The sequence below is a fragment of the Pseudomonas sp. RC2C2 genome, from assembly GCF_018390435.1.
GTDB classification, from domain to species: Bacteria; Pseudomonadota; Gammaproteobacteria; order Pseudomonadales; family Pseudomonadaceae; genus Aquipseudomonas; species Aquipseudomonas donghuensis.
Genome location: NZ_JAHBAX010000001.1, coordinates 2,332,283 through 2,354,618, shown reverse-complemented (window position 1 = coordinate 2,354,618; position 22,336 = coordinate 2,332,283). Strand labels below are relative to the sequence as shown.

General features: G+C 62.5%; 22 protein-coding genes. 10 read left to right on the top strand and 12 right to left on the bottom strand.

Annotated features, from left to right (window positions below; all coding sequences use genetic code 11):
• Positions 1-19: 19 nt before the first annotated feature.
• The 6 genes from KHO53_RS10995 to KHO53_RS10970 form a co-directional block, all read right to left on the bottom strand.
• Complete coding sequence (locus KHO53_RS10995; protein WP_036995311.1) at positions 20-796, bottom strand: N-acetylmuramoyl-L-alanine amidase; 777 nt, start codon at positions 794-796, stop codon at positions 20-22.
• 62 nt (positions 797-858) lie between these two features.
• On the bottom strand, positions 859-2,898 hold the full coding sequence (locus tag KHO53_RS10990; RefSeq protein ID WP_213570290.1) for a GGDEF domain-containing protein: 2,040 nt from the start codon (positions 2,896-2,898) through the stop codon (positions 859-861).
• 27 nt (positions 2,899-2,925) lie between these two features.
• Positions 2,926-3,780, bottom strand: coding sequence for an endonuclease/exonuclease/phosphatase family protein (locus KHO53_RS10985; protein ID WP_010222616.1), 855 nt, complete (start codon positions 3,778-3,780; stop codon positions 2,926-2,928).
• Between the two features lie 12 nt (positions 3,781-3,792).
• Positions 3,793-4,422: a thiol:disulfide interchange protein DsbA gene (dsbA, locus tag KHO53_RS10980; protein WP_010222617.1), complete on the bottom strand. Its 630-nt coding sequence runs from the start codon at positions 4,420-4,422 to the stop codon at positions 3,793-3,795.
• Positions 4,423-4,589: 167 nt separating this feature from the next.
• Positions 4,590-5,207, bottom strand: a complete 618-nt coding sequence (locus KHO53_RS10975) for a c-type cytochrome (RefSeq protein WP_010222618.1) — start codon at positions 5,205-5,207, stop codon at positions 4,590-4,592.
• Positions 5,208-5,240: 33 nt separating this feature from the next.
• Complete coding sequence (locus KHO53_RS10970) at positions 5,241-5,543, bottom strand: c-type cytochrome (protein ID WP_010222619.1); 303 nt, start codon at positions 5,541-5,543, stop codon at positions 5,241-5,243.
• Positions 5,544-5,736: 193 nt separating this feature from the next.
• On the opposite strand from KHO53_RS10970, the gene yihA reads away from it, so the two are divergent.
• Positions 5,737-6,369, top strand: coding sequence for a ribosome biogenesis GTP-binding protein YihA/YsxC (gene yihA / locus KHO53_RS10965; protein ID WP_010222620.1), 633 nt, complete (start codon positions 5,737-5,739; stop codon positions 6,367-6,369).
• Between the two features lie 301 nt (positions 6,370-6,670).
• On the opposite strand, the gene polA is transcribed toward yihA, so the two are convergent.
• The gene (polA, locus tag KHO53_RS10960; protein WP_213570289.1) at positions 6,671-9,433 is read right to left on the bottom strand and encodes a DNA polymerase I; all 2,763 of its coding nucleotides are present in this window, start codon (positions 9,431-9,433) and stop codon (positions 6,671-6,673) included.
• 74 nt (positions 9,434-9,507) lie between these two features.
• Between polA and KHO53_RS10955 the strand changes: the two genes are divergently transcribed.
• Both KHO53_RS10955 and KHO53_RS10950 read left to right on the top strand, forming a co-directional pair.
• The gene (locus KHO53_RS10955; RefSeq protein ID WP_010222622.1) at positions 9,508-9,795 is read left to right on the top strand and encodes a DUF2782 domain-containing protein; all 288 of its coding nucleotides are present in this window, start codon (positions 9,508-9,510) and stop codon (positions 9,793-9,795) included.
• Positions 9,796-9,859: 64 nt separating this feature from the next.
• Positions 9,860-10,810 (top strand): homoserine kinase, encoded by a 951-nt coding sequence (locus KHO53_RS10950; protein WP_159387946.1) that lies wholly within the window; start codon positions 9,860-9,862, stop codon positions 10,808-10,810.
• Between the two features lie 63 nt (positions 10,811-10,873).
• Here KHO53_RS10950 and KHO53_RS10945 read toward each other — a convergent pair whose 3' ends face one another.
• Positions 10,874-11,791, bottom strand: coding sequence for a zinc ABC transporter substrate-binding protein (locus tag KHO53_RS10945; RefSeq protein ID WP_036995332.1), 918 nt, complete (start codon positions 11,789-11,791; stop codon positions 10,874-10,876).
• Positions 11,792-11,857: 66 nt separating this feature from the next.
• Here KHO53_RS10945 and zur point away from each other — a divergent pair, with 66 nt between their 5' ends.
• The 4 genes from zur (at position 11,858) to KHO53_RS10925 (ending at position 14,741) form a co-directional block, all read left to right on the top strand.
• Positions 11,858-12,340: a zinc uptake transcriptional repressor Zur gene (zur, locus tag KHO53_RS10940; RefSeq protein ID WP_010222627.1), complete on the top strand. Its 483-nt coding sequence runs from the start codon at positions 11,858-11,860 to the stop codon at positions 12,338-12,340.
• Positions 12,340-13,119, top strand: a complete 780-nt coding sequence (gene znuC, locus KHO53_RS10935) for a zinc ABC transporter ATP-binding protein ZnuC (RefSeq protein WP_010222628.1) — start codon at positions 12,340-12,342, stop codon at positions 13,117-13,119. The genes zur and znuC overlap by 1 nt, the downstream gene beginning before the upstream one ends.
• A complete protein-coding gene (gene znuB, locus KHO53_RS10930) occupies positions 13,112-13,894 on the top strand; it encodes a zinc ABC transporter permease subunit ZnuB (RefSeq protein WP_010222629.1) in 783 nt (260 codons plus the stop codon). Before znuC ends, znuB begins: the two co-directional genes overlap by 8 nt.
• Before the next feature lie 133 nt (positions 13,895-14,027).
• Positions 14,028-14,741 (top strand): PA5502 family lipoprotein, encoded by a 714-nt coding sequence (locus KHO53_RS10925; protein WP_213570288.1) that lies wholly within the window; start codon positions 14,028-14,030, stop codon positions 14,739-14,741.
• Positions 14,742-14,777: 36 nt separating this feature from the next.
• Here KHO53_RS10925 and katE read toward each other — a convergent pair whose 3' ends face one another.
• Positions 14,778-16,916, bottom strand: a complete 2,139-nt coding sequence (gene katE / locus KHO53_RS10920) for a catalase HPII (RefSeq protein ID WP_213570287.1) — start codon at positions 16,914-16,916, stop codon at positions 14,778-14,780.
• Between the two features lie 231 nt (positions 16,917-17,147).
• On the opposite strand from katE, the gene KHO53_RS10915 reads away from it, so the two are divergent.
• From KHO53_RS10915 to KHO53_RS10905, 3 genes are all read left to right on the top strand, one after another.
• Positions 17,148-18,155 (top strand): methionine ABC transporter ATP-binding protein, encoded by a 1,008-nt coding sequence (locus KHO53_RS10915; RefSeq protein ID WP_213570286.1) that lies wholly within the window; start codon positions 17,148-17,150, stop codon positions 18,153-18,155.
• Positions 18,155-18,826 carry a methionine ABC transporter permease gene (locus tag KHO53_RS10910; RefSeq protein WP_010222633.1) on the top strand — a complete coding sequence of 224 codons (672 nt, stop codon included), beginning with the start codon at positions 18,155-18,157 and terminating at the stop codon, positions 18,824-18,826. Before KHO53_RS10915 ends, KHO53_RS10910 begins: the two co-directional genes overlap by 1 nt.
• Positions 18,827-18,888: 62 nt before the next feature.
• Positions 18,889-19,659: a MetQ/NlpA family ABC transporter substrate-binding protein gene (locus KHO53_RS10905; RefSeq protein ID WP_010222634.1), complete on the top strand. Its 771-nt coding sequence runs from the start codon at positions 18,889-18,891 to the stop codon at positions 19,657-19,659.
• 76 nt (positions 19,660-19,735) lie between these two features.
• On the opposite strand, the gene KHO53_RS10900 is transcribed toward KHO53_RS10905, so the two are convergent.
• The 3 genes from KHO53_RS10900 to KHO53_RS10890 are packed head-to-tail and all read right to left on the bottom strand — an operon-like array spanning position 19,736 to position 22,331.
• The gene (locus KHO53_RS10900; RefSeq protein ID WP_010222636.1) at positions 19,736-20,368 is read right to left on the bottom strand and encodes an SCO family protein; all 633 of its coding nucleotides are present in this window, start codon (positions 20,366-20,368) and stop codon (positions 19,736-19,738) included.
• The gene (cyoE, locus tag KHO53_RS10895) at positions 20,365-21,264 is read right to left on the bottom strand and encodes a heme o synthase (RefSeq protein WP_010222637.1); all 900 of its coding nucleotides are present in this window, start codon (positions 21,262-21,264) and stop codon (positions 20,365-20,367) included. The genes KHO53_RS10900 and cyoE overlap by 4 nt, the downstream gene beginning before the upstream one ends.
• A complete protein-coding gene (locus tag KHO53_RS10890; RefSeq protein ID WP_213570285.1) occupies positions 21,249-22,331 on the bottom strand; it encodes a COX15/CtaA family protein in 1,083 nt (360 codons plus the stop codon). Before KHO53_RS10890 ends, cyoE begins: the two co-directional genes overlap by 16 nt.
• Between the last annotated feature and the right edge of the window lie 5 nt (positions 22,332-22,336).

Here is a 22,336-nt window from a genome sequence, read left to right as displayed (position 1 = left end):
GCCCGTTGGGCAGTGGGTGTCAACGACGGCCGTTGAGCACCTGCAACATGGCGGCCGTCTGGGCATCCGGCACGCCATCGAATCGCTGCGGGCGAAAGCGCATCTGAAAGGCCGCCAGCACATGTTTGGTGCTGACATCGTACTCGCCAGTCTGCTCGATGGCATAGCCAAAGCGCTTCAACTGCTGCTGGTACCAGGTGATGCTCGGCGGGTTGATGCTGAAGTATGCCTGCTGCTGAGCCACAGCTTGTGCGTTCGGCCAGACCCCAAGACCTGCATCCGCCAGGCGCTTCCAGGGGAACATCGGGCCGGGGTCGAGTTTGCGCAGCGGCGCGATATCACTGTGGCCGATGATGTAGCGGGGCTTGATGTTGTTGCGCTTGACGATGTCCTTGAGCAGGACGATCAGCGCCTGCACCTGCGCCTCGGTATACGGGTGCCAGACCCGGCCGGTTGGCGTATCGGTAAAGCCCGGGTTGACGATCTCGATGCCGATGGAGGTGGAGTTGAGCCAGGTGCGGCCATCCCACTGACTGTCGCCGGCATGCCAGGCGCGGCGGCTCTCGTCGACCAGTTGATAGACGGTCGCCGGTGAGTCGCCGATCAGGTAATGGCTGCTGACCTCGCCATGGGTAAGCAAATTCAGCGAACGCTCGAGCGAAGCGTTGGTGTAGTGCAGGACGACGAACTGGATACGTTCATCCTGGTTGACCGAAGTATGGCTGCGATCGATTCGCAAGCCGGTGGCGCAACCTGCCAGCGTCAGCAGCAGGAGGGCAGTGAAAAACGCTTTCATGGAGAGGGCACTGTGGTGAGAAATTGCAAAGCGTAAGCTTAACGTATCCTCGCTATTGCCACTCAGCCCTGTTCAACACGATTTCGACCAAGATGTTTCGCCCGGTACAGCGCCTCGTCCGCGCGCTTGAGCACCACCTCGCTACGCTCACCGCTGCGAAATGCACTGATGCCAATGGACAGGGTAATGGTCACCCGCTCGCCCTTGAAGTGGAAAGGGCAGGCCTCGATGGCCGCGCGCAGGGTTTCCGCCAACTGGCAGCCAGCAGGCATGGCCGTCTGCGGGATCAGCAGAACAAACTCCTCACCACCGAAGCGGGCGATGAAATCACGACTGCGCAGGCGTTTGCGCAGTACGCTGGCGACTATCTTCAGCACTTTATCGCCTGCCAGGTGGCCGTAACTGTCATTGATACGCTTGAAGTGGTCGAGATCGAGAATCGCCATCAATAGATGGCCGCCGTTCTCCTGCCATTCCAGCACTTCCTGATCGACCCGCTCTGACCAGGCCGCACGGTTGGGCAAGCCGGTGAGGGGGTCGATGAGGGCTTTCTGGCGCTGCTCCTCAAGGTGCTCGCGGTAGCCCAGGGCTTCCTGCTCCATGCTTGCCACCCGCTCGGCCAAGCCTTGCAGGCGGTTGGCCATGTCCTGTTCGCGCTGGTCACGCTGCTGCTGGTGCTCGTCCATGGTGCCGAGCAAGCCTTCAAGGCGGTTTTCCAGAATGTGCTTGAGACTGCCCAGGTCGGCAGCGCCCTGCACACTGCTTTGCAAACCGTCGACCTGCTCACGCAACTGGCTGTCGAGGTCGCGCGCCGCCGAGGTGTTGTCGGCATGGCCTTCGCTGGCTTCGTGCAGGTGGCTCTGGAACGACTCCAGACGCTCATTGAGTTGCTGCAGGTAGACTTCGAACTCGTGCTGGCCGCTGTCGTTGATTGCCAGCATCAGCACGGCCAGGTCATCCAGCACCGGCAGCAGTTCATACCAGTTCAGGCCGTGCTCCAGGCGTTCGCGCATGGACTGCGCCTGGGCCTTGTGGCGTTCGGGCAGGGTCAGGTCGTCGAGCAAGCCGAGCAGGGTATCTTCAATATGGTCGGCGACTGAGCTGTAGGTGGGCTCGGTGCCATCGGGCAGGGCGTAGTGGGCGTGCTCATCGTCCAGAGGCCCGGCTTCAACAGGCTCGGCTTCTGGCCGGTCGGCCTGCGGCTCGTCGGGGCTGTGTTCGAGTAACGCCAGGACATCCTGCTCAGAGTCCAGAGCATCGGGCTCGACCGGCGCTGCTGGCTCGGCTGCAGTTGCAGGCGCTGTTGGCAGCTCTGCAACCGGCTCAGGCTCAGGCTCAGGTGCAGGTGCAAGCTGCGGTGCTTCGATAACGTCAGCCTCGACCCTTGCAGGCTCGATCGTCTCGGGCCCAATCGCTCGAGCCGTCGGCAAGGGCTGAAGCTCATCGACGTCGGCGAGTTCATGCGCGGCCGTCTCGACAACAGCGTGCAGCATGGGCGCAGGCTGCTCTCTGGCCTCAGCTACAACCGCTGCTGTCCCTGTGAGCGCCGGCTGCATGGCTTCTGCTTCTGCTTCTGCTTCCCGACCACCGAACAGACGCTGCAACAAACCAGGCCGCTGCGCCTCTTCAGGCCGCTCCATTGCCGACAGCGCCTGGCCCTGCAGTCCGCTCAACTCGCCCAGCAGCAGGGGCATTTCCCGGGAATGGCTGGCGCGGGCCTCGACCTGCTTGGCAAATTTTTTCAGCGGACGGCTGACTTCGCTGGGCAACGGCAGGGTCTGCAACTGGCTGACCAACGCGTTGAGGGCGGTGGTGACCTGGACGACACGGGTTGCCCGGCGCTGCTCGGAATCGAGCACGGCCTTTTCCAGGCGTGGAATCAGACCGGCAAGTGCGGCGTCCATGTTGTCGGTGCGGATCACCTCGCGCATTTCCTTCATGCACAAGTCCACCGCCCGGTCGCTGCCTTCAGCGGCCAGGGTGCTGCGCACAAGACCACGGCGCAACAGGTCGAGACGAGCCTCCCAACGGCGCTCCAGCTTCTCTTGCTGTTCGATACTCTTGAGGTATTTTTCTTTCCAGCGCTGGGCTTCGTCGGTCATGCCTGGGTCCGCAGAGGGTAATGGCAATTAGCTCAAAGCGGGCAGCGTATCCACAGCAAGGGCATCAGGCAAACGAATCTCAACCGCGACCGGAAGATGATCGGAAATAGGCTGGGCCAGAACCTCGACCCGCTCCAGGGTCAGGCTCGGGCTGAGCAGAATATGATCAAGGCAGCGCTGCGGTCGCCAACTGGGGAAGGTGGCTTGAACCTGGGGTGCAATCAGGCCCAGATCGCGTAGCGGCGAATGTTCGAGCAGGTCGCGGGCATGGGTGTTCATGTCCCCCATCAGCACCTGGTGGCGATAGCCGCCAATCAGTTCGCGAATGTAGGCAAGCTGCCGGGCGCGGGTCTTGGAACCCAATGCCAGGTGCATCATCACCACGACCAGTGCGTCTTCACCTTCGCCGAAGCGCACCAGGATCGCCCCGCGGCCAGCCGGGCCGGGCAACGGGTGATCTTCGAGCAGGTGCGGCTTCAGGCGGCTGAGCACGCCATTACTGTGCTGGGCCAGGCGCCCGAGGTTGCGGTTGAGCTGCTGATACCAGTAAGGGAAGGCGCCAAGCTGAGCCAGATGCTCGACCTGGTTGATGTAGCCCGAACGCAAGCTGCCGCCATCGGCCTCCTGCAGGGCGACCAGGTCGAAGTCGGCGAGCAGGTCGCCGATCCTCTGCAGGTTGCCGGCCCGTCCGGTGTGCGGCAGCAGGTGCTGCCAGCCACGGGTCAGGTAATGGCGGTAACGCTCGGTGCTGATGCCAACCTGGATATTGAAACTGAGCAGCCGCAGCCGGCCGTCATCTGGCAGGCTGTTGGCCTGCAGGTGATGTTCGTTGACCTGCGGATCATGCAGGCCAACGCCACGCTCGGTTCTCCAGCGGCGCATGGCTGGCGCCGCTTACTTAGCGGCGCGCTCCTTGGCGATCAGGTAGTCAGCAACGTTCAACACCCCTTGCGGCCCCTTGGCGGTGCCAAGGTCGAAGCGGTACTTGCCGTTGACGACCATGCTCGGTACGCCGGTGATCTCGTACTTCTTGGCCAGTTCGCGCGCCTGGTTGACCTGGCCCTTGATGGCGAAGGAGTTGAAGGTGGAGAGGAACTTGTCCTTGTCGACGCCTTGGGTCGCAAGGAAGTCGGCCATTTCTTCCGGCTTGGTCAGGCGCTTGCGCTGAACCTGAATGGCTTCGAACACTGCAGCATGAACCTTGTGCTCAACACCCATGGCCTCGAGCGTCAGGAACATCTGGCCGTGGGCATCCCAAGGGCCGCCGAACATGGCCGGTACGCGCTTAAAGTTGACGTCCTTCGGCAGTTTTTCGACCCATGGATTGACCACCGGCTCGAAGCTATAGCAGTGCGGGCAGCCGTACCAGAACAGCTCGACCACTTCGATCTTGCCAGGTACCGACACCGGAACCGGGTTGCTCAGCTCGGTATACTGGTCAGAGGCTACCGGTTCGGCGGCCTGGGCCGTCATGCCGAAGAGGCTGGCAGTGACCAGCGCGGCGCCGAGAATCAGATTACGCATGCTTTACTCCTGAGCAGTCTATTGAATCGCCTTGACGCGACCGGTCATAGGACAGGTCGAGGCAGGCCCGAGTTCGTTAGTGTAACGGCAGCGGGCACAAAAAAGGGCAGCCGAAGCCACCCTTTTCATCTTTGCGCCGCAGTATTAACCCAGCGTTAAAGCGCGGATCAATGCAGACCCTGGATGTAGCTGGACAGCGCTTCGATGTCCTTGTTGCTCAACTTGGCAGCGATGGTGCGCATGGTGGTGGCGTCGCCATCGTTGGTACGGTTGCCTTCGCGGAAGTCGGTCAGCTGTTTGGCCACGTAGGTGGAGTGCTGGCCACCCAGGTGCGGGAAGCCGGCCAGGGCAATGCCAGCGCCATTAGGCGAGTGGCAACCGGTGCAGGCCGGCAGGCCTTTTTCGACGTCACCGCCGTTGAACAGCGCGCGGCCACGTTCGACCAGCTTCGGATCAGCGGCGCCGACGCTGCCTTTCTGACTGGAGAAGTAGGTGGCGATATCCGCCAGGTCCTGGTCGCTGAAAGCGGCCAGCATGCCGGTCATCTCCAGCACGGTGCGCTTGCCCGACTTGATGTCGTGCAATTGTTTTTCCAGGTACTTCTCACCCTGGCCTGCAAGTTTCGGGAAGTTCGGCGCCAGGCTATTGCCGTCCGGATTGTGACAAGCGCCACATACAGCAGTTTTGGCCTGACCAGCAGCGGCATCCCCTTTGATAGGCTCTGCGGCATTGGCTGCACCGGTGATGCCCAAGGTCAACAGCAGACTCACGAGTAGTTTGTTCATCAGCTAATCCAACTACGGCTAAGGGTGAAAGAGTTATGTATCGGGACTCCGGCTCATCCACTGGATGACTGCCTGGTAGTCCTCGGCACTGCAGTCCATGCACAATCCACGCATTGGCATAGCCTTGAAACCCTGGGTGACATGCACCACCAGCATCTCCATACCCTTCGCCAGTCTTGGCTCCCAAGCCGCACGATCACCCGCTTTCGGTGCCTGTGGCAGCTGCCCGGCATGACAAGCCGCACACGTGCGGTTGTACAACGCCTCGGGATCCTGTGTAGCCTGAGCGCTGAATAACGGTATCAAGACACCGACAACAAGCAGCCATTTCGTCATGCGAACGACCTTTCAGGGTTGGGGGCTGCACTGCGTTCTAATGCGCAAGCTTGAATCCGATGCCCCCGTGCACATCCTCCTACGCTGGGATAATGCGCACACAAAATCTGGGGCATTATATACTCCCGTTACTGAAACGGAAACGACACCGCTTGCCGAGCCCGTCTCTGGCAACGCCCATACCGGATATCCCATGCAAGTCAAAAACCCCATCCTCGGCCTCTGCCAACAGGCCAAATTCGCCATCAGTGCTGCCAAGGTCGACCAGTGTCCGCCCGATCAGGGCTATGAAGTAGCCTTTGCCGGCCGCTCCAACGCTGGCAAGTCCAGCGCCCTGAACACCCTGACCCACGCCAGCCTGGCGCGGACCTCGAAAACCCCGGGGCGCACCCAGCTGTTGAACTTCTTCAGTCTGGACGATGAACGGCGTTTGGTCGACTTGCCAGGCTACGGTTATGCCAAGGTACCCATCCCGCTCAAGCAGCACTGGCAGCGCCACCTGGAGGCCTACCTGGGCAGCCGCGAGGCCTTGAAGGGCTTGATCCTGATGATGGACGTGCGCCATCCGATGACCGACTTCGACATGATGATGCTCGACTGGTCGCGCGCCTCGGGCATGCCGATGCACATCCTGCTGACCAAGGCCGACAAGCTGACCTTCGGCGCAGCCAAGAACACCTTGCTCAAAGTGCAGGCGGAAATTCGCAAAGGGTGGGGCGACAGCGTCTCGATCCAACTGTTCTCGGCACCCAAGCGCCAGGGCCTGGAAGAGGCCTACGGGGTGCTCGCACGCTGGATGGAACTGCCGGACAAGCCTGCGGAATAAGGGCCGCCCGGTAAACGCCGGGCAAAAAAAACCCCGGACTTCGTATGGGGAGGGGGAAGTTCGGGGTTCAAGTTCCGGACCGCTAGGGCGGGGTCCAGAGATCTGCCAACACTTAACACAACATAGGAGCATCGAAGGGCTTCACCAGCCATTCAGATACTCTGAGTCGCCGTTCACCGGTTTAGTTCCGGGCGTTTAAAAACTATTTGCGATAGATGGGAAATTTCCGGCAATAGCAGCATCAGGCCGCCAAAAAGCCGCGACGATATGCCGCAGCTTTTCCCCGAATTTCAGCGCATTTTTAGTGCGCTTCGTCCCAATTTGCCCCCACTCCGACCTCAACCAGCAGCGGAACATCCAACTGGGCAGCGCCGCTCATGTGTGGACGAATTTGCTCACGCACCTGCTCGACCAGGTCTTCGCGCACCTCCAGCACCAGTTCGTCGTGTACCTGGAGGATCACCCGGGCATCCAGGCCCGAAGCAGTCAGCCAGTTGTCCACAGCGACCATGGCGCGCTTGATGATATCGGCGGCAGTGCCCTGCATCGGCGCGTTGATTGCAGTGCGCTCGGCGCCTTTGCGCAGGGCCGGGTTCTTGGCGTTGATCTCCGGCAGGTACAAGCGCCGGCCAAACAGGGTCTCGACATAGCCTTGCTCGGCAGCCTGGGCGCGGGTGCGTTCCATGTAGGCCAGTACGCCTGGGTAGCGGGCGAAGTAACGATCGATGTAGGCCTGGGACTGTTTGCGGTCGACGCCGATCTGCTTGGCCAGGCCAAAGGCGCTCATGCCGTAGATCAGGCCGAAGTTGATGGCCTTGGCGCTACGCCGCTGGTCGGTAGTGACCTGTTCCAGCTCAACGCCGAACACTTCGGCAGCGGTGGCGCGGTGCACGTCCAGGTCGTTGCGAAAGGCGTGCAGCAGGCCTTCGTCCTGGGCCAGGTGGGCCATGATCCGCAGCTCGATCTGCGAATAGTCCGCCGCCAGCAGTTTGTAGCCCGGTGCGGCGACAAAGGCCTGACGGATGCGCCGGCCTTCGGCGGTGCGGATCGGAATGTTCTGCAGGTTCGGGTCGCTGGACGACAGGCGTCCGGTCGCCGCCACCGCCTGATGGTAGGAGGTGTGGATCCGCCCGGTGCGCGGGTTGATCTGTTCCGGCAGGCGATCGGTGTAGGTGCTCTTGAGCTTGCTCAGGGAGCGGTACTGCATCAGCACCTTGGGCAACGGGAAGTCCATGTCGGCCAGTTCCGCCAGCACCGCTTCGGCGGTGGAAGCCTGGCCCTTGGCGGTCTTGTTGAGCACAGGCATGCCCAGCTTGTCGTAGAGGATCACGCCCAACTGCTTGGGCGAACCGAGGTTGAACTCCTCACCGGCGATCTCGAACGCCTGGCGCTCCAGCTCGAGCATCTTCTCGCCCAGCTCCACGCTCTGCACGCCCAGCAGTTTGGCATCGACCAGCGCGCCCTGGCGCTCGATCTTGGCCAGCACCGGCACCAGCGGCATTTCGATGTCGCTGAGCACCGCTTGCAGGCTCGGAATCAGCGCAAGCTTCTGCTGCAGGGTCTGGTGCAGGCGCAGGGTGACGTCGGCGTCTTCGGCGGCATAAGGGCCGGCCTGCTCCAGGGTGATCTGGTCGAAGGTCAGCTGCTTGGCACCTTTGCCGGCGATGTCGGTAAAGCCGATGGTGGTGTGGTTCAGGTACTTGAGCGCCAGGCTGTCCATGTCATGACGGGTGGCAGTGGAGTCGAGCACGTAGGACTCGAGCATGGTGTCGTAGGCCACGCCCTGCATCTGGATGCCGTTGGCAAAGTCCCCACCGATGGCGCAGTTGGCCAGGATGTTCATGTCATACTTGGCGTTCTGCGCCACCTTGACCTTGGCCGGGTCTTCCAGCAACGGCTTGAGCGCCAGCAACACGCTGTCGCGATCGAGCTGCTCGGGCACCCCCATGTAGGAATGGGTCAGCGGCACGTAAGCGCCTTCATGGGCCTGAACGGCGAACGACACACCCACCAGTTGCGCCTGCTGGGCATCGAGGCCAGTGGTTTCGGTGTCGAACGCGAACAGCGGTGCCTGGCGCAGCTTCTCCAGCCAGGCATCGAATCGGGCCTGGTCGAGGATGGTTTCGTACTGGGCCTCGACCACTTCCTGCGGCGCTTGGACCGCGACGTCCTGGCCAGCGCGCTTGGCATCGCGCTGAACTTCGTCGATCCAGCTCTTGAATTCCATTTCGGTGTACAGCGCCAGCAGCGCGTCACGGTCCGGCTCGCCGCAGACCAGCGCATCGACTTCAACGTCCAGCGGCACGTCGATCTTGATGGTTGCCAGCTCATAGGACAGGAACGCCGCGTCACGGTGCTCTTCAAGCTTCGCCGGCAGGGTCTTGGCGCCGCGAATGGCCAGCGCCGGAACCTTGTCGAGGTTCTGGTACAGGTCGCTCAGGCCTCCGCCGATTCCGGTCAGCAGGCCCACCGCAGTCTTTTCGCCCACCCCCGGCACGCCCGGGATGTTGTCGACCTTGTCGCCCATCAGGGCAAGGAAATCGATGATGTGTTCAGGACCGACGCCGAATTTCTCGTGTACGCCAGCCACGTCGAGCACGCTACCGGTCATGGTGTTGACCAGCGTAATGTGGCCGTCGACCAACTGCGCCATGTCCTTGTCGCCCGTGGAGATGATCACCGGACGCCCGGCGGCGGCGCTGCTGCGGGCCAGCGTGCCGATAACGTCGTCGGCTTCCACGCCTTCGACACACAGCAGCGGGTAGCCCAGGGCACGCACGCTGGCGTGCAGCGGCTCGATCTGCACCCGCAGGTCGTCGGGCATGCTCGGCCGGTTGGCCTTGTACTCGGCGAACATTTCGTCGCGAAAGGTGCCGCCCTTGGCGTCGAAGACCACCGCGAACAGGCTGTCCGGATACTGCTTGCGCAGGCTCTTGAGCATGTTCAGCACGCCCTTGACCGCGCCGGTCGGCAGGCCCTTGGAGGTAGTCAGTGGTGGCAGCGCGTGAAAGGCGCGGTACAGGTACGAGGAACCGTCCACCAGGACGAGGGGAGCTTGGCTCATGAGCAGAATCAACCTTTTCGACGGGCCCGGCGCTAGAATGTCCGGAACATTGACGACAAAGGGACAAGGTTATCATGCGTACACTAAATCGCCTGTTGCTGCTCAGCCTGTTGGCAGTCACTCCGGTCGTCACAATGGCAGCGGATGACGCGCCGTCGGCTGATCCGGATGTAACCATTCGCACGGAAGGCGACAAAACCATCCAGGAATACCGGCAAAATGGCTTCCTGTATGCAATCAAGGTGACCCCGAAAAACGGCAAACCTTACTTCCTGGTACGCGCTGATGGCTCGGAGGGCAATTTCATACGCTCCGACCAACCGGACATGCTGATCCCGTCGTGGAAAATCTTCGAGTGGTAGGCCGTACCCTTTACATCAACCTGGCACTTCCCTGCTGAAGTGCCCGTATGGGCAATTTTTGATCATGTCAGTCTTCACCCCCCTGACCCGGCCTGAGCTGGAAACCTTTCTGGCACCGTACGGCCTGGGCCGCCTGCGGGACTTCCAGGGCATTGCCGCCGGTACCGAGAACAGCAACTTCTTTGTCAGCCTGGAACAGGGGGAGTACGTGCTGACGCTGGTCGAACGCGGGCCGATCCAGGACCTGCCGTTCTTCATCGAGCTCCTCGATGTGCTGCATGAGGCCGACCTGCCGGTGCCCTACGCCTTGCGTGGCAACGACGGCGTGGCCCTGCGCGAGCTGGCCGGCAAGCCTGCGCTGCTGCAGCCACGGCTGCCGGGCAAGCACATCAAGACCGCCAACAACCAGCACTGCGTGCAAGTGGGTGAGCTGCTCGGGCACCTGCACCTGGCCACCCGCGACAGAGTGCTGGAGCGCAAGACCGACCGCGGCCTGGACTGGATGCTGGAAACCGGTGCCGAGCTGATGCCGCGCCTGAATGCCGAACAACGCCAGTTGCTGCAGGCGTGCCTGGACGAAATCGTCGAGCACAAGGCGCAGATCATGGCCCTGCCACGGGCCAACCTGCACGCGGACCTGTTCCGCGACAATGTGCTGTTCGAAGGCACCCACCTGACCGGCCTGATCGACTTCTACAACGCCTGCTCGGGGCCGATGCTCTACGACCTGGCGATCACCCTGAACGACTGGTGCTGCGATGACGCCGGGATCATCGACGGCCCGCGGGCACGGGCGCTGCTGGGGGCTTATGCGGCGCTGCGGCCGTTCACTTCGGCCGAGGCCAACCTGTGGCCGGTGATGTTGCGCATTGCCTGCGTGCGCTTCTGGCTGTCGCGCTTGATTGCTGCCGAGTCGTTTGCCGGGATGGACGTGCTGATTCACGATCCGGCGGACTTCGAAGTGCGCCTGGCGGCGCGGCAGCAGGTGGAGATTGCATTGCCGTTTGCGATTTGAAGCATCGCGGGGCAAGCCCGCTCCTACAATAGGTTGGAGCGGGTTTACCCCGCGATCAGGGCGTCACAACTTCTCCAGACACCCCGCCAGATCATTGCCCAGCGTCTCCAGCAACTGCTCATACCCCCGGGCACTGGCCGGCGCCGTCCCGCCCAATGCATCCAGCTCCGCCAGCGTCACCGGCAGCCCCGCCGTCAGCGTCTCGGCCAAGCGCGGGCGCAATGGCGGCTCGCTGAACACACAGGTCTTGCCCACCTCCTGCAGACGCTTGCGCATCGCCGCCACGTGCTGGGCACCCGGCTGTACTTCCGCTGCCACGCTGAACACGCCGGTGTGCTTCAGGCCATAGGCCGACTCGAAGTAGTCAAACGCTTCATGGAAGACGAAGAACGGCTTGCCGCTGATGCCTGCCATACGCTTTTTCAGACGCGCATCCAACGCATCCATACGCTCGCCAAAGGTCTTGAGGTTGCTCTGGTAACGTGCGGCATTGGCCGGGTCGGCAGCGCTCAGGTCAGCCGCCATCTTCGCCGCAATCACCCGGGCGTTGACCGACGACAGCCACAGATGGGCATCGAGGCTGCCCGGGCGGTGATCGTGATCATGATCGTCGCCATCTTCGTCGTGGGAGTGGCTATCTTCGCCAAAGTGGCGCAGATGCAGACCCGCCAGGCCCTGCACGGCGACGCTTGGCTTGCTGCGGGTCTTGAGCACCCGCGGCAGGAAGCCTTCCATGTCCGGGCCGATCCAGTACAACAGCTCGACGTCGCCCACGCGCCGTACGTCGGAAGGGCGCAGGGCGTAATGGTGCGGCGAAGCGCCTGGCGGCAGCAGCACTTCAGGCGTGCCGACACCGTCCTGGACCGCCGCAGCAATCTGCTGCAGGGGCTTGATACTGGTCAGCACACGCACTTCGGCCTGTGCCTGAGCCATCACCAGGGTGGCGGTAAAAGCGACAAAAAGGGCAAAAATTCGGGACACGATGACCACTCACAGGGGCTGAAACAGGTAACATAATAACGTCTCCAACCAGAACCGTCGCCGCTCATGCCTAAAACCCCGTTGGCCAACCGCCCCCACGACCACTCCCATTGCGTGCACAGCGCCCTGGCCGAGGCCGATGCGCTGTGCGCACGCCAGGGTGTGCGCCTGACCGCCTTGCGCCGGCGTGTGCTGGAACTGGTATGGCAGAGCCACAAGCCACTGGGTGCCTACGACATCCTCGCCGTGCTGAGCGAGCAGGATGGCCGCCGGGCGGCGCCGCCCACCGTCTACCGGGCGCTGGACTTCCTTCTGGAAAACAGCCTGGTGCACCGCATTGCCTCACTCAACGCCTTTATCGGCTGCAGCCACCCCGAACACGCGCATCAGGGCCAGTTTCTGATCTGCCGCGAATGCCACGTGGCCATCGAGCTTGAGCAGAGCAGCATCAGCGACGCCATTGTCGCCAGCGCCAAAGACGTCGGTTTCAGCGTCGAAGCACAGACGGTCGAAGTGGTCGGCCTGTGCAGTAACTGCCGGAGCGCCTGATGAGCAATGCGCTGATTCGCCTCGAACAGGTGGGCGTGAGCTTCGCCGGGCAAGCGGTGCTCGACAGCATCGACCTGGCCGTGGAGCCCGGGCAGATCGTCACCCTGATCGGCCCCAATGGGGCTGGCAAAACCACCCTGGTGCGCGCCGTCCTGGGCCTGCTCAAGCCGCATACCGGCACGGTCTGGCGCAAACCGCGGTTGCGCGTCGGCTACATGCCGCAAAAGCTCCAGGTCGATGCCACCTTGCCGCTCTCGGTGCTGCGCTTTTTGCGCCTGGTGCCCGGTGTTGATCGCGCGGCGGCCTTGTCGGCGCTCAAGGAAGTCGGCGCCGAACACGTCATCGACAGCCCTATCCAGGGTATTTCCGGTGGCGAAATGCAGCGCGTACTGCTGGCCCGTGCCTTGTTGCGCGAGCCCGAGCTGCTGGTGCTCGATGAGCCGGTGCAGGGCGTCGACGTTGCGGGCCAGTCCGAGCTGTACAGCCTGATCACCCGCCTGCGCGACCGCCACGGCTGCGGCGTGCTGATGGTTTCCCACGACCTGCACCTGGTCATGAGCACCACCGATCAGGTGGTGTGCCTCAACCGCCACGTCTGCTGTTCCGGCCACCCGGAGCAGGTCAGCGGCGATCCGGCCTTTGTCGAACTGTTCGGCAGCAACGCGCCGAGCCTGGCGATCTACCACCACCATCACGACCACGCCCACGACCTGCACGGTTCGGTGGTCGCCCCGGCCAAAGGCGGCCACGTTCATGGAGATCACTGCAAGCATGGCTGATTTTCTGCTTTACGCCCTGCTCGCAGGTCTGGCGCTGGCATTGGTTGCAGGCCCTCTGGGGTCCTTTGTGGTCTGGCGGCGCATGGCCTATTTCGGCGATACCCTGTCCCATGCCGCGCTGCTCGGTGTTGCTCTGGGTTTCGTGCTGGATGTCAGCCCGGCCTTGGCGGTCACCGTCGGCTGCCTATTGCTGGCGATCCTGCTGGTGACCCTCCAGCAGCGTCAGCCACTGGCCTCCGACACCCTGCTGGGCATTCTTGCGCCCAGCACGCTTTCACTCGGCCTGGTTGTACTGAGCTTCATGCACGATGTGCGCATCGACCTGATGGCGTATCTGTTCGGCGACCTGCTGGCGATCAGCCCGGGGGATCTGGCCTGGATTCTCGGCGGCAGCACTGCGGTGCTGCTGTTGCTGGTGGTGCTGTGGCGCCCGCTGCTGGCGGTCACCGTGCATGAAGAGCTGGCCATGGTCGAGGGCTTGCCTGTCGTTGCGCTGCGCCTGGCGCTGATGCTGCTGATTGCCGTGGTGATTGCCGTGGCGATGAAAATCGTCGGCGTGCTGCTGATCACTTCGCTGCTGATCATTCCCGCCGCTGCGGCGCAACGTCACGCCCGCTCGCCGGAACAGATGGCCCTGGGCGCCAGCCTGCTGGGGGTTACCGCAGTATGCGGCGGCCTGGCGCTGTCGTGGTTCAAGGACACCCCGGCCGGGCCGTCCATCGTGGTCTGCGCCGCAGTGCTATTCTTGCTGAGCCTGGCACTGCCCCGGCGCTGAAGGCGTGGGGTGCAGCCTCGGCGGTTGCACCCTGCGACATTTAAAAAGCGCGCAGGGTCCTGAAGAATTATTTTCGAGTCTGCGGACTGGGTGTAGACTTGCTCGCTTTTTGCGCAAATAGAGAGTCGCAGGAATGAAGCCGTTCGCCTCCCGTTATCTGCTCCTTGCCGCGTTTTCGCTGATCCTCGCCGCGTGCTCCAGCACCCCGGCCGACAACGCCGCCGTGCCTGCCCAGCCTGATGCCTGGCAGCAGCTGGAGCACAGCATCGCCAGCAGCGAGCTGGCCACTGCCGAAGATCAGCTCGCCACCCTGCAGAGCCAGGCGCCGAATGACAGCCGGATCGAGCAGTACCAGCGTCAGCTGGCCGAAGCCTACCTGCAACGCAGCCAGATCGTCCTGCAAAAGGGCGATGTGAATGCGGCAGCCACCGCATTGGCCCGCGCCCGTGCGCTGATGCCCAAGGCGCCGGCGCTGACGGGCGGCGTCAACGGTGCGATCGCCCAGGCGCGCAAGGCCGAGCTCGACAAAGCCGAGGCCGCCCTGAAAGCCGCCGAAGCCCGCCCGGCCGCCAAGCTGATCGACCCCACTGCGCCAAGCACCGTGGTTGCGTTGAAAACCACCAATATTCGCGAAATGCGCAAGCAACTCGATGACATCGCCAGCGATGTGGTCAATTACCAGTGCGAGGTGGTGTTCCAGGTTCCGCGCAAGCAGGACGCCCCCTGGCTGCAAACCCTGCTGGGCAAACGGGTGAAGAAACTCGACGGTGAATTTGCCCTGCAGCAACGCCACGAGATTCACCGCAACCAGCCTGCCCAGGCGGTGCTGATCCCACGCCGCCCATGACAAACAGGGTGCCCTGATGGGCACCCTGTTTGTGCATCACGCCGGAATGGCTTTCGCTGCGGCCTCACGCTCCCACACCCGATGCTTGCTGATTGCCGTGATGAAGGCCTTGTAGGCTTTGTCATCATTGCCCAGCAGCAAACCGCTGTCGGCCTTGAGCCCCAGCTTGTCGAGCACGGCTTGCGCTTCGCTGGCCAAGCGAATCGGCTTGAGGTGCTTGTAGGCTTCAAGCAGAAAGTGCAGCGCCACACCGTCACCGGCCAGGGCCTGAAGCGAAGCCTTGCCGCCCGGCACCCAGGCCGCATCGAAGATCACCGACGGCATGCCTTCCATTGAGGCATCCACCGCCAGCGCCTTGCCCTGGGCGGTTTTTACCGGCGCCGAGCTCGGGCCAAGGATCTTGATCTGCGCGCTCTCGGCTTCCAGCGCCTTGACCAGGCTATCGACACTGACACCATCCACGCCATCAGCCACCAGCACCGCCACCTTGCGGCCCTTGATGCCTTCGCCGAGCAAGTTCATCTGGCTCAGTGCCGGGGATTGTTTAAGGCTTGGCTGAGGCACATCCACCGTGCCTTTCTTCGGTGCCGGCAGGCCAAGGTTGGCGGCCACCCGCGCCGCCAGCGTGAGGTCGATATTGGCGAGGATCTCGTTGACTTCACGGGCGCGGATGAACTCCCGTTCAACTTTGCCCAGCTCGAAGCTGTAGGCACTGATGATGTGCTCCTGCTCGGTCGGGCTCATGCTCTGGAAGAACAACCGCGCCTGGGAGAAGTGGTCGGCAAATGATGGGCTGCGCTGGCGCACCTTGTGCGCTTCGATGCGCTCCGGATACGACTCGAAACCACCCTCGCTGGCTGCTGGCGCAGTCTCCTTGGGCCAGCCGCCGTCGATCGAGTTGGGCTCGTAGGAGGCGCGGCCCTTGTCCAGCGTGGTGCGGTGCTGCGCATCGCGCTGGCCGTTGTGGTTAGGGGCCAGCGGACGGTTGATCGGAATCTCGTGAAAGTTCGGCCCGCCTAGCCGGCTGATTTGGGTATCGGTATAGGAAAACAACCGGCCCTGCAGCAGCGGGTCGTTGGAGAAGTCGATGCCGGGGACGATATGCCCAGGGCAGAAGGCAACCTGTTCGGTTTCGGCAAAGAAATTGTCCGGGTTGCGGTTGAGCACCATCTTGCCCAGCGGCGTCACCGGCACCAGCTCTTCGGGGATGATCTTGGTCGGGTCGAGCAGGTCGAAGTCGAACTTGTGCTCGTCCTCTTCAGCGACGATCTGCACGCCGAACTCCCATTCCGGGTAATTGCCAGTTTCAATCGCTTCCCATAGATCACGGCGGTGGTAATCGGTGTCTTTGCCCGCCAGCTTCTGCGCTTCGTCCCAAAGCAGCGAACACACGCCGGCTTTGGGTTTCCAGTGGAATTTGACGAAGCTCGATTTGCCTTGGGCATTGATCAGGCGAAACGTATGCACGCCGAAGCCCTGCATGGTCCGCAGGCTTTTTGGAATGGCACGATCGGACATTGCCCAGATCACCATGTGCGCCGACTCCGGCACCAGTGAGACGAAGTCCCAGAAGGTGTCGTGGGCCGAGCCGCCGGTGGGCATTTCGTTGTGTGGCTCAGGTTTTACTGCATGGACGAAGTCGGGAAACTTGATCGCATCTTGGATGAAAAACACTGGCATGTTATTGCCGACCAGGTCGAAGTTGCCTTCTTCGGTAAAGAACTTCACGGCAAAACCGCGCACATCGCGCACGGTATCACCCGAGCCACGCGGGCCCTGAACGGTGGAAAAGCGCACGAACACCGGGGTGATTTTCTCCGGGTCCTGGAGAAAACCGGCCTTGGTCAACGCGGCATGTGATTCATAGGCCTGGAAATAGCCATGGGCCCCGGTACCGCGGGCATGGACGATGCGCTCGGGGATACGCTCATGGTCAAAATGCGTGATCTTTTCACGCATGATGAAGTCTTCCAGCAGCGACGGGCCTCGGTCACCGGCTTTCAGGGTGTTCTGGTTGTCGGCAACCTTGACCCCCTGGTTGGTGCGCAGCGCCTGGCCAGTGGCGTCACTGCGAAAGGTTTCCAGGCTTTGCAGCTTGGCGTTGGTATTGGCGCGGTCCGGGGTCTGGGTACCGGCGAGTTGGCTTTCCTTGGGCGGGTTCTTCTTGCTGGGCATCAGTGTGCTCTCCTCACTCAATCAGTCCTACGGTTCGACCCCACGGCGGGCCCTATTCAGTAGTGACTGATGGCCCCTGCAGGCGTTCCTTCGGATTGACCACTGATCGCGTTATTCCAGTAGCATTGGTCAATTGCGAAATAAATGCTAAGAACCTCTATACGAACAGGCTAAAATGCGCGCCCGGCTAACCGCTGCCCCCATTCCCATGCGCCCCACAAGGTTCGCTACGTGATCGAGTTTCAAAATGTCCATAAAACCTACCGCGTTTCCGGTAGGGATATCCCCGCACTGCACCCGACCAACCTGAGCGTCGAAGACGGCCAGGTGTTCGGGCTGATCGGCCATTCCGGTGCCGGTAAAAGTACCCTGCTGCGCCTGATCAACCGCCTGGAAGCGCCGAGCGGCGGCAAGATCATTGTCGACGGCGAAGACGTCACCGCGTTCAACGCCAATGATCTTCGGGGTTTCCGCCAGCAAGTCGGGATGATCTTCCAGCACTTCAACCTGCTGGCCTCCAAGACCGTCGCCGACAACGTGGCCCTGCCACTGACCCTCGCGGGCGAGCTGTCGCGCAAGGAAATCGACGCCCGCGTCAACGAACTGCTGGCCCGCGTCGGCCTGTCCGATCACGCGAAAAAATACCCGGCACAGCTCTCCGGCGGCCAGAAGCAGCGCGTCGGCATCGCCCGCGCCCTGGCCACCAAACCGAAGATCCTGCTGTGCGACGAAGCCACTAGCGCCCTCGACCCGCAGACCACCGCCTCGGTGTTGCAGCTGCTGGCCGAGATCAACCGCGAGCTGAAGCTGACCATCGTGCTGATCACCCATGAAATGGACGTAATCCGCCGGGTCTGTGACCGCGTAGCGGTGATGGACGCCGGTCAGATCGTCGAGCAAGGCCCGGTGGCCGATGTGTTCCTGCACCCGCAGCACCCGACCACCAAGCGCTTCGTCCAGGAAGACGAGCAGATCGACGAAAACGAACAGCGCGACGACTTCGCCCACGTGCCAGGCCGCATTGTGCGTCTGACCTTCCAGGGCGATTCGACCTACGCACCGCTCCTGGGCACCGTCGCCCGGGAAACCGGTGTGGACTACAGTATCCTGGCTGGACGCATCGACCGCATCAAGGACACCCCGTATGGGCAACTGACCCTGGCCGTCACTGGCGGCGACATGGAAGCGGCGTTCGCCCGCTTCACTGCGGCTGATGTTCATATGGAGGTACTGCGTTGATGGACGCCTTGAGTTTCTTTGCCAACGTCGACTGGGCCGAAATCTGGCTGGCTACTATCGACACCATGATCATGCTGTTCGGCTCGCTGTTCTTCACCGTGCTGCTCGGCCTGCCGCTGGGCGTGCTGTTGTTCCTTTGCGGCCCGCGCCAGCTGTTCGAACAGAAGGGCGTGTACGCGCTGCTGTCGCTGGTGGTGAACATTCTGCGCTCGCTGCCGTTCATCATCCTGCTGATCGTGATGATCCCGTTTACCGTGCTGATCACCGGCACCTCGCTGGGCGTCGCCGGGGCCATCCCGCCACTGGTGGTCGGTGCCACGCCATTCTTCGCGCGCCTGGTGGAAACCGCGCTGCGTGAAGTCGACCGCGGCATCATCGAAGCCACCCAATCGATGGGCGCCACTACCCGCCAGATCATCATCAACGCTTTGCTGCCCGAGGCTCGTCCGGGCATCTTCGCAGCCATTACCGTCACCGCCATTACCCTCGTGTCGTACACCGCGATGGCCGGTGTGGTGGGCGCTGGCGGCCTCGGTGACCTGGCGATCCGCTTCGGTTATCAACGCTTCCAGACCGACGTGATGGTAGTCACCGTGGTCCTGCTGCTGGTACTGGTTCAAGTCCTGCAGAGCGTGGGCGACAAACTGGTTGTGCATTTTTCCCGTAAGTAACCCCATGGGTCGGCGCTGCCGACGCACCGGGGGCCGGATCGGCCCTCACAAGGAGTGATTTGATGAAAAAACTGCTTGCTGTTGTCGCCGCCGTTGCGGCCTTCTCCGCCCAGGCCGAGACCCTGACCGTCGCCGCCACCCCGGTACCGCACGCCGAGATCCTCGAGTTCGTCAAACCGGCCCTGGCCAAAGAAGGCGTGGACCTGAAGGTGAAGGTGTTCACCGACTATATCCAGCCGAACGTGCAAGTGGCCGAGAAGCGCCTGGATGCCAATTTCTTCCAGCACCAGCCGTACCTGGATGAGTTCAACAAGGCCAAGGGCACCCAACTGGTGAGCGTTGCCGGTGTGCATCTGGAGCCGCTGGGCGCCTACTCGAGCAAGTACAAGAAGCTTGACGAGCTGCCATCGACGGCCACCGTGGTCATCCCCAACGACGCCACCAACGGCGGGCGCGCCTTGCTGCTGCTGGACAAGGCCGGTGTGATCAAGCTCAAGGACAACAAGAACATCCTCTCGACCGTCAAAGACATCGCCGAGAACAGCAAGAACCTGAAATTCCGTGAACTGGAAGCCGCGACCATCCCGCGCGTGCTGACCCAGGTCGACCTGGCGCTGATCAACACCAACTACGCGCTGGAAGCCAAGCTCAACCCCGAGTCAGATGCTCTGGTCATCGAAGGCAGCGATTCGCCTTACGTGAACATCCTGGTGACCCGCGCAGACAACAAGGACGCGGACGCTGTGAAGAAGCTGGTTGCAGCGCTGCACACCCCGCAAGTGAAGAAGTTCATCGAAGAGAAGTACAAGGGCGCGGTCAAGCCGGCGTTCTGATAAGCCGCATCGCCCTCATCGCTGGCAAGCCAGCTCCCACAGGACCTTGTGGGAGCTGGCTTGCCAGCGATGCTTTTCAGTCGCGTTTAACCAATCCCGGCAATTGAGCAACCAGCTTCTGGTTGTTGAACGGCGCCCGGATAAACCCGCGCTGCTTGCCATCCGGCCCCAGCAGCGCCAGGTTTCCGCTGTGATCGACCGTGTAGTTCGGCTTGCTGGTATCGGCCGGAATAAACGGAATGCTCACCGCATTGGCCAGCTTCTGGATGTTCTCCAGCGAGCCGGTGACCCCGCGAAAATCCTTGTCGAAATAGCCCAGGTACTGCTTCAGCTGTGCCGGGGTATCGCGGTTCGGGTCGACACTGACCAACACCACCTGCAACCGCTCAACCGCCTCTTTGGGCAGCTCGCTTTTCACCTGGCGCAGCTGGGCGAGGGTGGTCGGGCAAATGTCCGGGCAGAAGGTGTAGCCGAAAAACAGCAGCGACCACTTGCCCTTGAGCTGGTCCATTACCACTGGCTGCCCCTGCTCGTCGGTCATCTCCACGGCAGGCACGGTGCGGCTCTGTGGCAGCAGGATGATGCCGGCATCGATCAGCTCGGTCGGGTTGCCTTCGCTGCGGCCGTTGAGCACCTTGTTGACGGTAAGCCCGAGGATCACGGCGACCAGGGCAACGAGAATAAAGACGGTTTTCTGGGTTCGAGTCATAGGTTCAACAGTAGGTAGTGGTCAACAAGCAGCGCGATGAACAGCAGCAACAGGTACCAGATAGAGTACTTGAAGGTCTTGATCGCCGCGTGCGGCCGACTGCCACGGTACAACACCCAGGCCCACTGCAGGAAGCGCCCGCCCAGGGCTAGGGCGCAGGCCAGGTATAACGGGCCGCTCATGTGGATGGCGTAGGGCAGCAGGCTGACCGCCAGCAACACCAGGGTGTACAGCAGGATATGCACCTTGGTGTAGTGTTCGCCGTGGGTCACCGGCAGCATGGGAATATCAGCCTTGGCGTACTCCTCCTTGCGGTGAATGGCCAGGGCCCAGAAGTGCGGCGGCGTCCAGGCGAAGATGATCAGCACCAGCAGCAATGGCTCGGCGCTGATATGCCCGCTGATCGCCACCCAGCCCAGCAGTGGCGGCGCAGCACCCGCCAGGCCGCCGATAACGATGTTCTGCGGCGTGGCGCGCTTGAGAAAGCCGGTGTAGATCACCGCGTAGCCGAGCAGCGAGGCCAGGGTCAGCCAGGCGGTCAGGGCGTTGGTGAATACCAGCAGCAGGGCCATGCCCAGTGTCGCTAACAACAGGGCAAAGGTCAGGGCTGCCGCCGGCGTCACCCGGCCTTCGGCAATCGGGCGCTTGTGCGTACGCGCCATCAGCGCGTCGATGCGCCGGTCCACCACATGGTTGACCACCGCAGCGCCACCGGCGCAACACGCGATGCCAAGGTTGCCGAACAGCAGGATGGTCCACGGCACTCCGGCACGGGTGGCGAGAAACATGCCGACCAGCGAAGTGATCAGCATCAGCACCACCACCTTGGGCTTGGTCAGCTCAAGGTAATCGCGCCAGCCTGCTTGCAGCCTGCGCTCGCTCAGAAGCGTCGCCATGAATTATCTCCCAGATAATGAACGACTCCGCCGCTAGCCAGCGGGGTCAGGCGCCAGCCCTGGCTGACCCGACGGACTTTGGCCTGGGCAACCAGGCGAATGCGGTAATTGACCAGCACCATGCTCAGCAACAGCAAGGCGCCACCGGCGTTGTGGGCCACGGCCACGGCCAGCGGCAGGTGGAACAGCACGTTGCTGATCCCCAAGCTCACCTGCACTGCCAGCACCAGCAGTACCAACCCGGCCAGCCTGCGCAAACCATGGCGATGCAGCTTCCAGCTCAGGGTCAGCATGACCGCGGTCACCAGCAAGGCACCCAGGCGGTGGCTCATATGAATCGCCGTGCGTGCATCGCTGTCGAGCTGGCCGCCGAGGTAATTGGGACCGATGTGCTGGGTCAGGTGAAAGCCGTTGGCAAAGTCCGCCTGCGGCCACCACTGGCCATGGCAGGTCGGCAGGTCGATACAGGCGACTGCCGCGTAGTTGGCGCTGACCCAGCCACCCAGGGCGATCTGGCCGATCACCACCAGCAACCCCAGCGCCGCCACCCGGCGTACGCTCAACGGCAGCTTGGGCAAGGGCGCAAGGACTCGAGACAGGCGCAGGCTGAGCAGGAACAACAGGCTCAAGGTGGCAAAGCCGCCCAATAGATGTGCCGTGACCACCTGCGGCCAAAGCTTGAGGGTCACCGTCCACATGCCGAAGGCCGCCTGGGCGAGTACCACGCCGAGCAACAGCAGAGGCAGGCGATAAGGCTGGCCATCGCGTCCATGACGGCGCCAGGCCTGCAAGGCCAGCAGGCTGATCACCAGGGCCAGGGTGCCGGCAAAGTAGCGATGGACCATCTCGTTGCGGCCCTTGTGCGCCTCTACCGGAGTGTCGGGAAAGTGCCGCTCGGCATGGGCCAGCTGTGCTTCGGTCTTGGGCACGCTGATGAAGCCATAGCAGCCCGGCCAGTCCGGGCAGCCCAGGCCGGCGTGGGTCAGGCGGGTATAGGCACCGAGCAGGACGACAACCAGTGCCAGCAAGGTGGCGAAGACGGCGAGGCGAAATCCAGGTCTGGCCATGGCGA

Bases quoted from the DNA above. Each gene is read 5' to 3' on its own strand.
- KHO53_RS10995 (WP_036995311.1), bottom strand. From the start codon at position 796: ATGAAAGCGTTTTTCACTGCCCTCCTGCTGCTGACGCTGGCAGGTTGC.
- KHO53_RS10990 (WP_213570290.1), bottom strand. From the start codon at position 2,898: ATGACCGACGAAGCCCAGCGCTGGAAAGAAAAATACCTCAAGAGTATC.
- KHO53_RS10985 (WP_010222616.1), bottom strand. From the start codon at position 3,780: ATGCGCCGCTGGAGAACCGAGCGTGGCGTTGGCCTGCATGATCCGCAG.
- dsbA (WP_010222617.1), bottom strand. From the start codon at position 4,422: ATGCGTAATCTGATTCTCGGCGCCGCGCTGGTCACTGCCAGCCTCTTC.
- KHO53_RS10975 (WP_010222618.1), bottom strand. From the start codon at position 5,207: ATGAACAAACTACTCGTGAGTCTGCTGTTGACCTTGGGCATCACCGGT.
- KHO53_RS10970 (WP_010222619.1), bottom strand. From the start codon at position 5,543: ATGACGAAATGGCTGCTTGTTGTCGGTGTCTTGATACCGTTATTCAGC.
- yihA (WP_010222620.1), top strand. From the start codon at position 5,737: ATGCAAGTCAAAAACCCCATCCTCGGCCTCTGCCAACAGGCCAAATTC.
- polA (WP_213570289.1), bottom strand. From the start codon at position 9,433: ATGAGCCAAGCTCCCCTCGTCCTGGTGGACGGTTCCTCGTACCTGTAC.
- KHO53_RS10955 (WP_010222622.1), top strand. From the start codon at position 9,508: ATGCGTACACTAAATCGCCTGTTGCTGCTCAGCCTGTTGGCAGTCACT.
- KHO53_RS10950 (WP_159387946.1), top strand. From the start codon at position 9,860: ATGTCAGTCTTCACCCCCCTGACCCGGCCTGAGCTGGAAACCTTTCTG.
- zur (WP_010222627.1), top strand. From the start codon at position 11,858: ATGCCTAAAACCCCGTTGGCCAACCGCCCCCACGACCACTCCCATTGC.
- znuC (WP_010222628.1), top strand. From the start codon at position 12,340: ATGAGCAATGCGCTGATTCGCCTCGAACAGGTGGGCGTGAGCTTCGCC.
- znuB (WP_010222629.1), top strand. From the start codon at position 13,112: ATGGCTGATTTTCTGCTTTACGCCCTGCTCGCAGGTCTGGCGCTGGCA.
- KHO53_RS10925 (WP_213570288.1), top strand. From the start codon at position 14,028: ATGAAGCCGTTCGCCTCCCGTTATCTGCTCCTTGCCGCGTTTTCGCTG.
- katE (WP_213570287.1), bottom strand. From the start codon at position 16,916: ATGCCCAGCAAGAAGAACCCGCCCAAGGAAAGCCAACTCGCCGGTACC.
- KHO53_RS10910 (WP_010222633.1), top strand. From the start codon at position 18,155: ATGGACGCCTTGAGTTTCTTTGCCAACGTCGACTGGGCCGAAATCTGG.
- KHO53_RS10905 (WP_010222634.1), top strand. From the start codon at position 18,889: ATGAAAAAACTGCTTGCTGTTGTCGCCGCCGTTGCGGCCTTCTCCGCC.
- KHO53_RS10900 (WP_010222636.1), bottom strand. From the start codon at position 20,368: ATGACTCGAACCCAGAAAACCGTCTTTATTCTCGTTGCCCTGGTCGCC.
- cyoE (WP_010222637.1), bottom strand. From the start codon at position 21,264: ATGGCGACGCTTCTGAGCGAGCGCAGGCTGCAAGCAGGCTGGCGCGAT.
- KHO53_RS10890 (WP_213570285.1), bottom strand. From the start codon at position 22,331: ATGGCCAGACCTGGATTTCGCCTCGCCGTCTTCGCCACCTTGCTGGCA.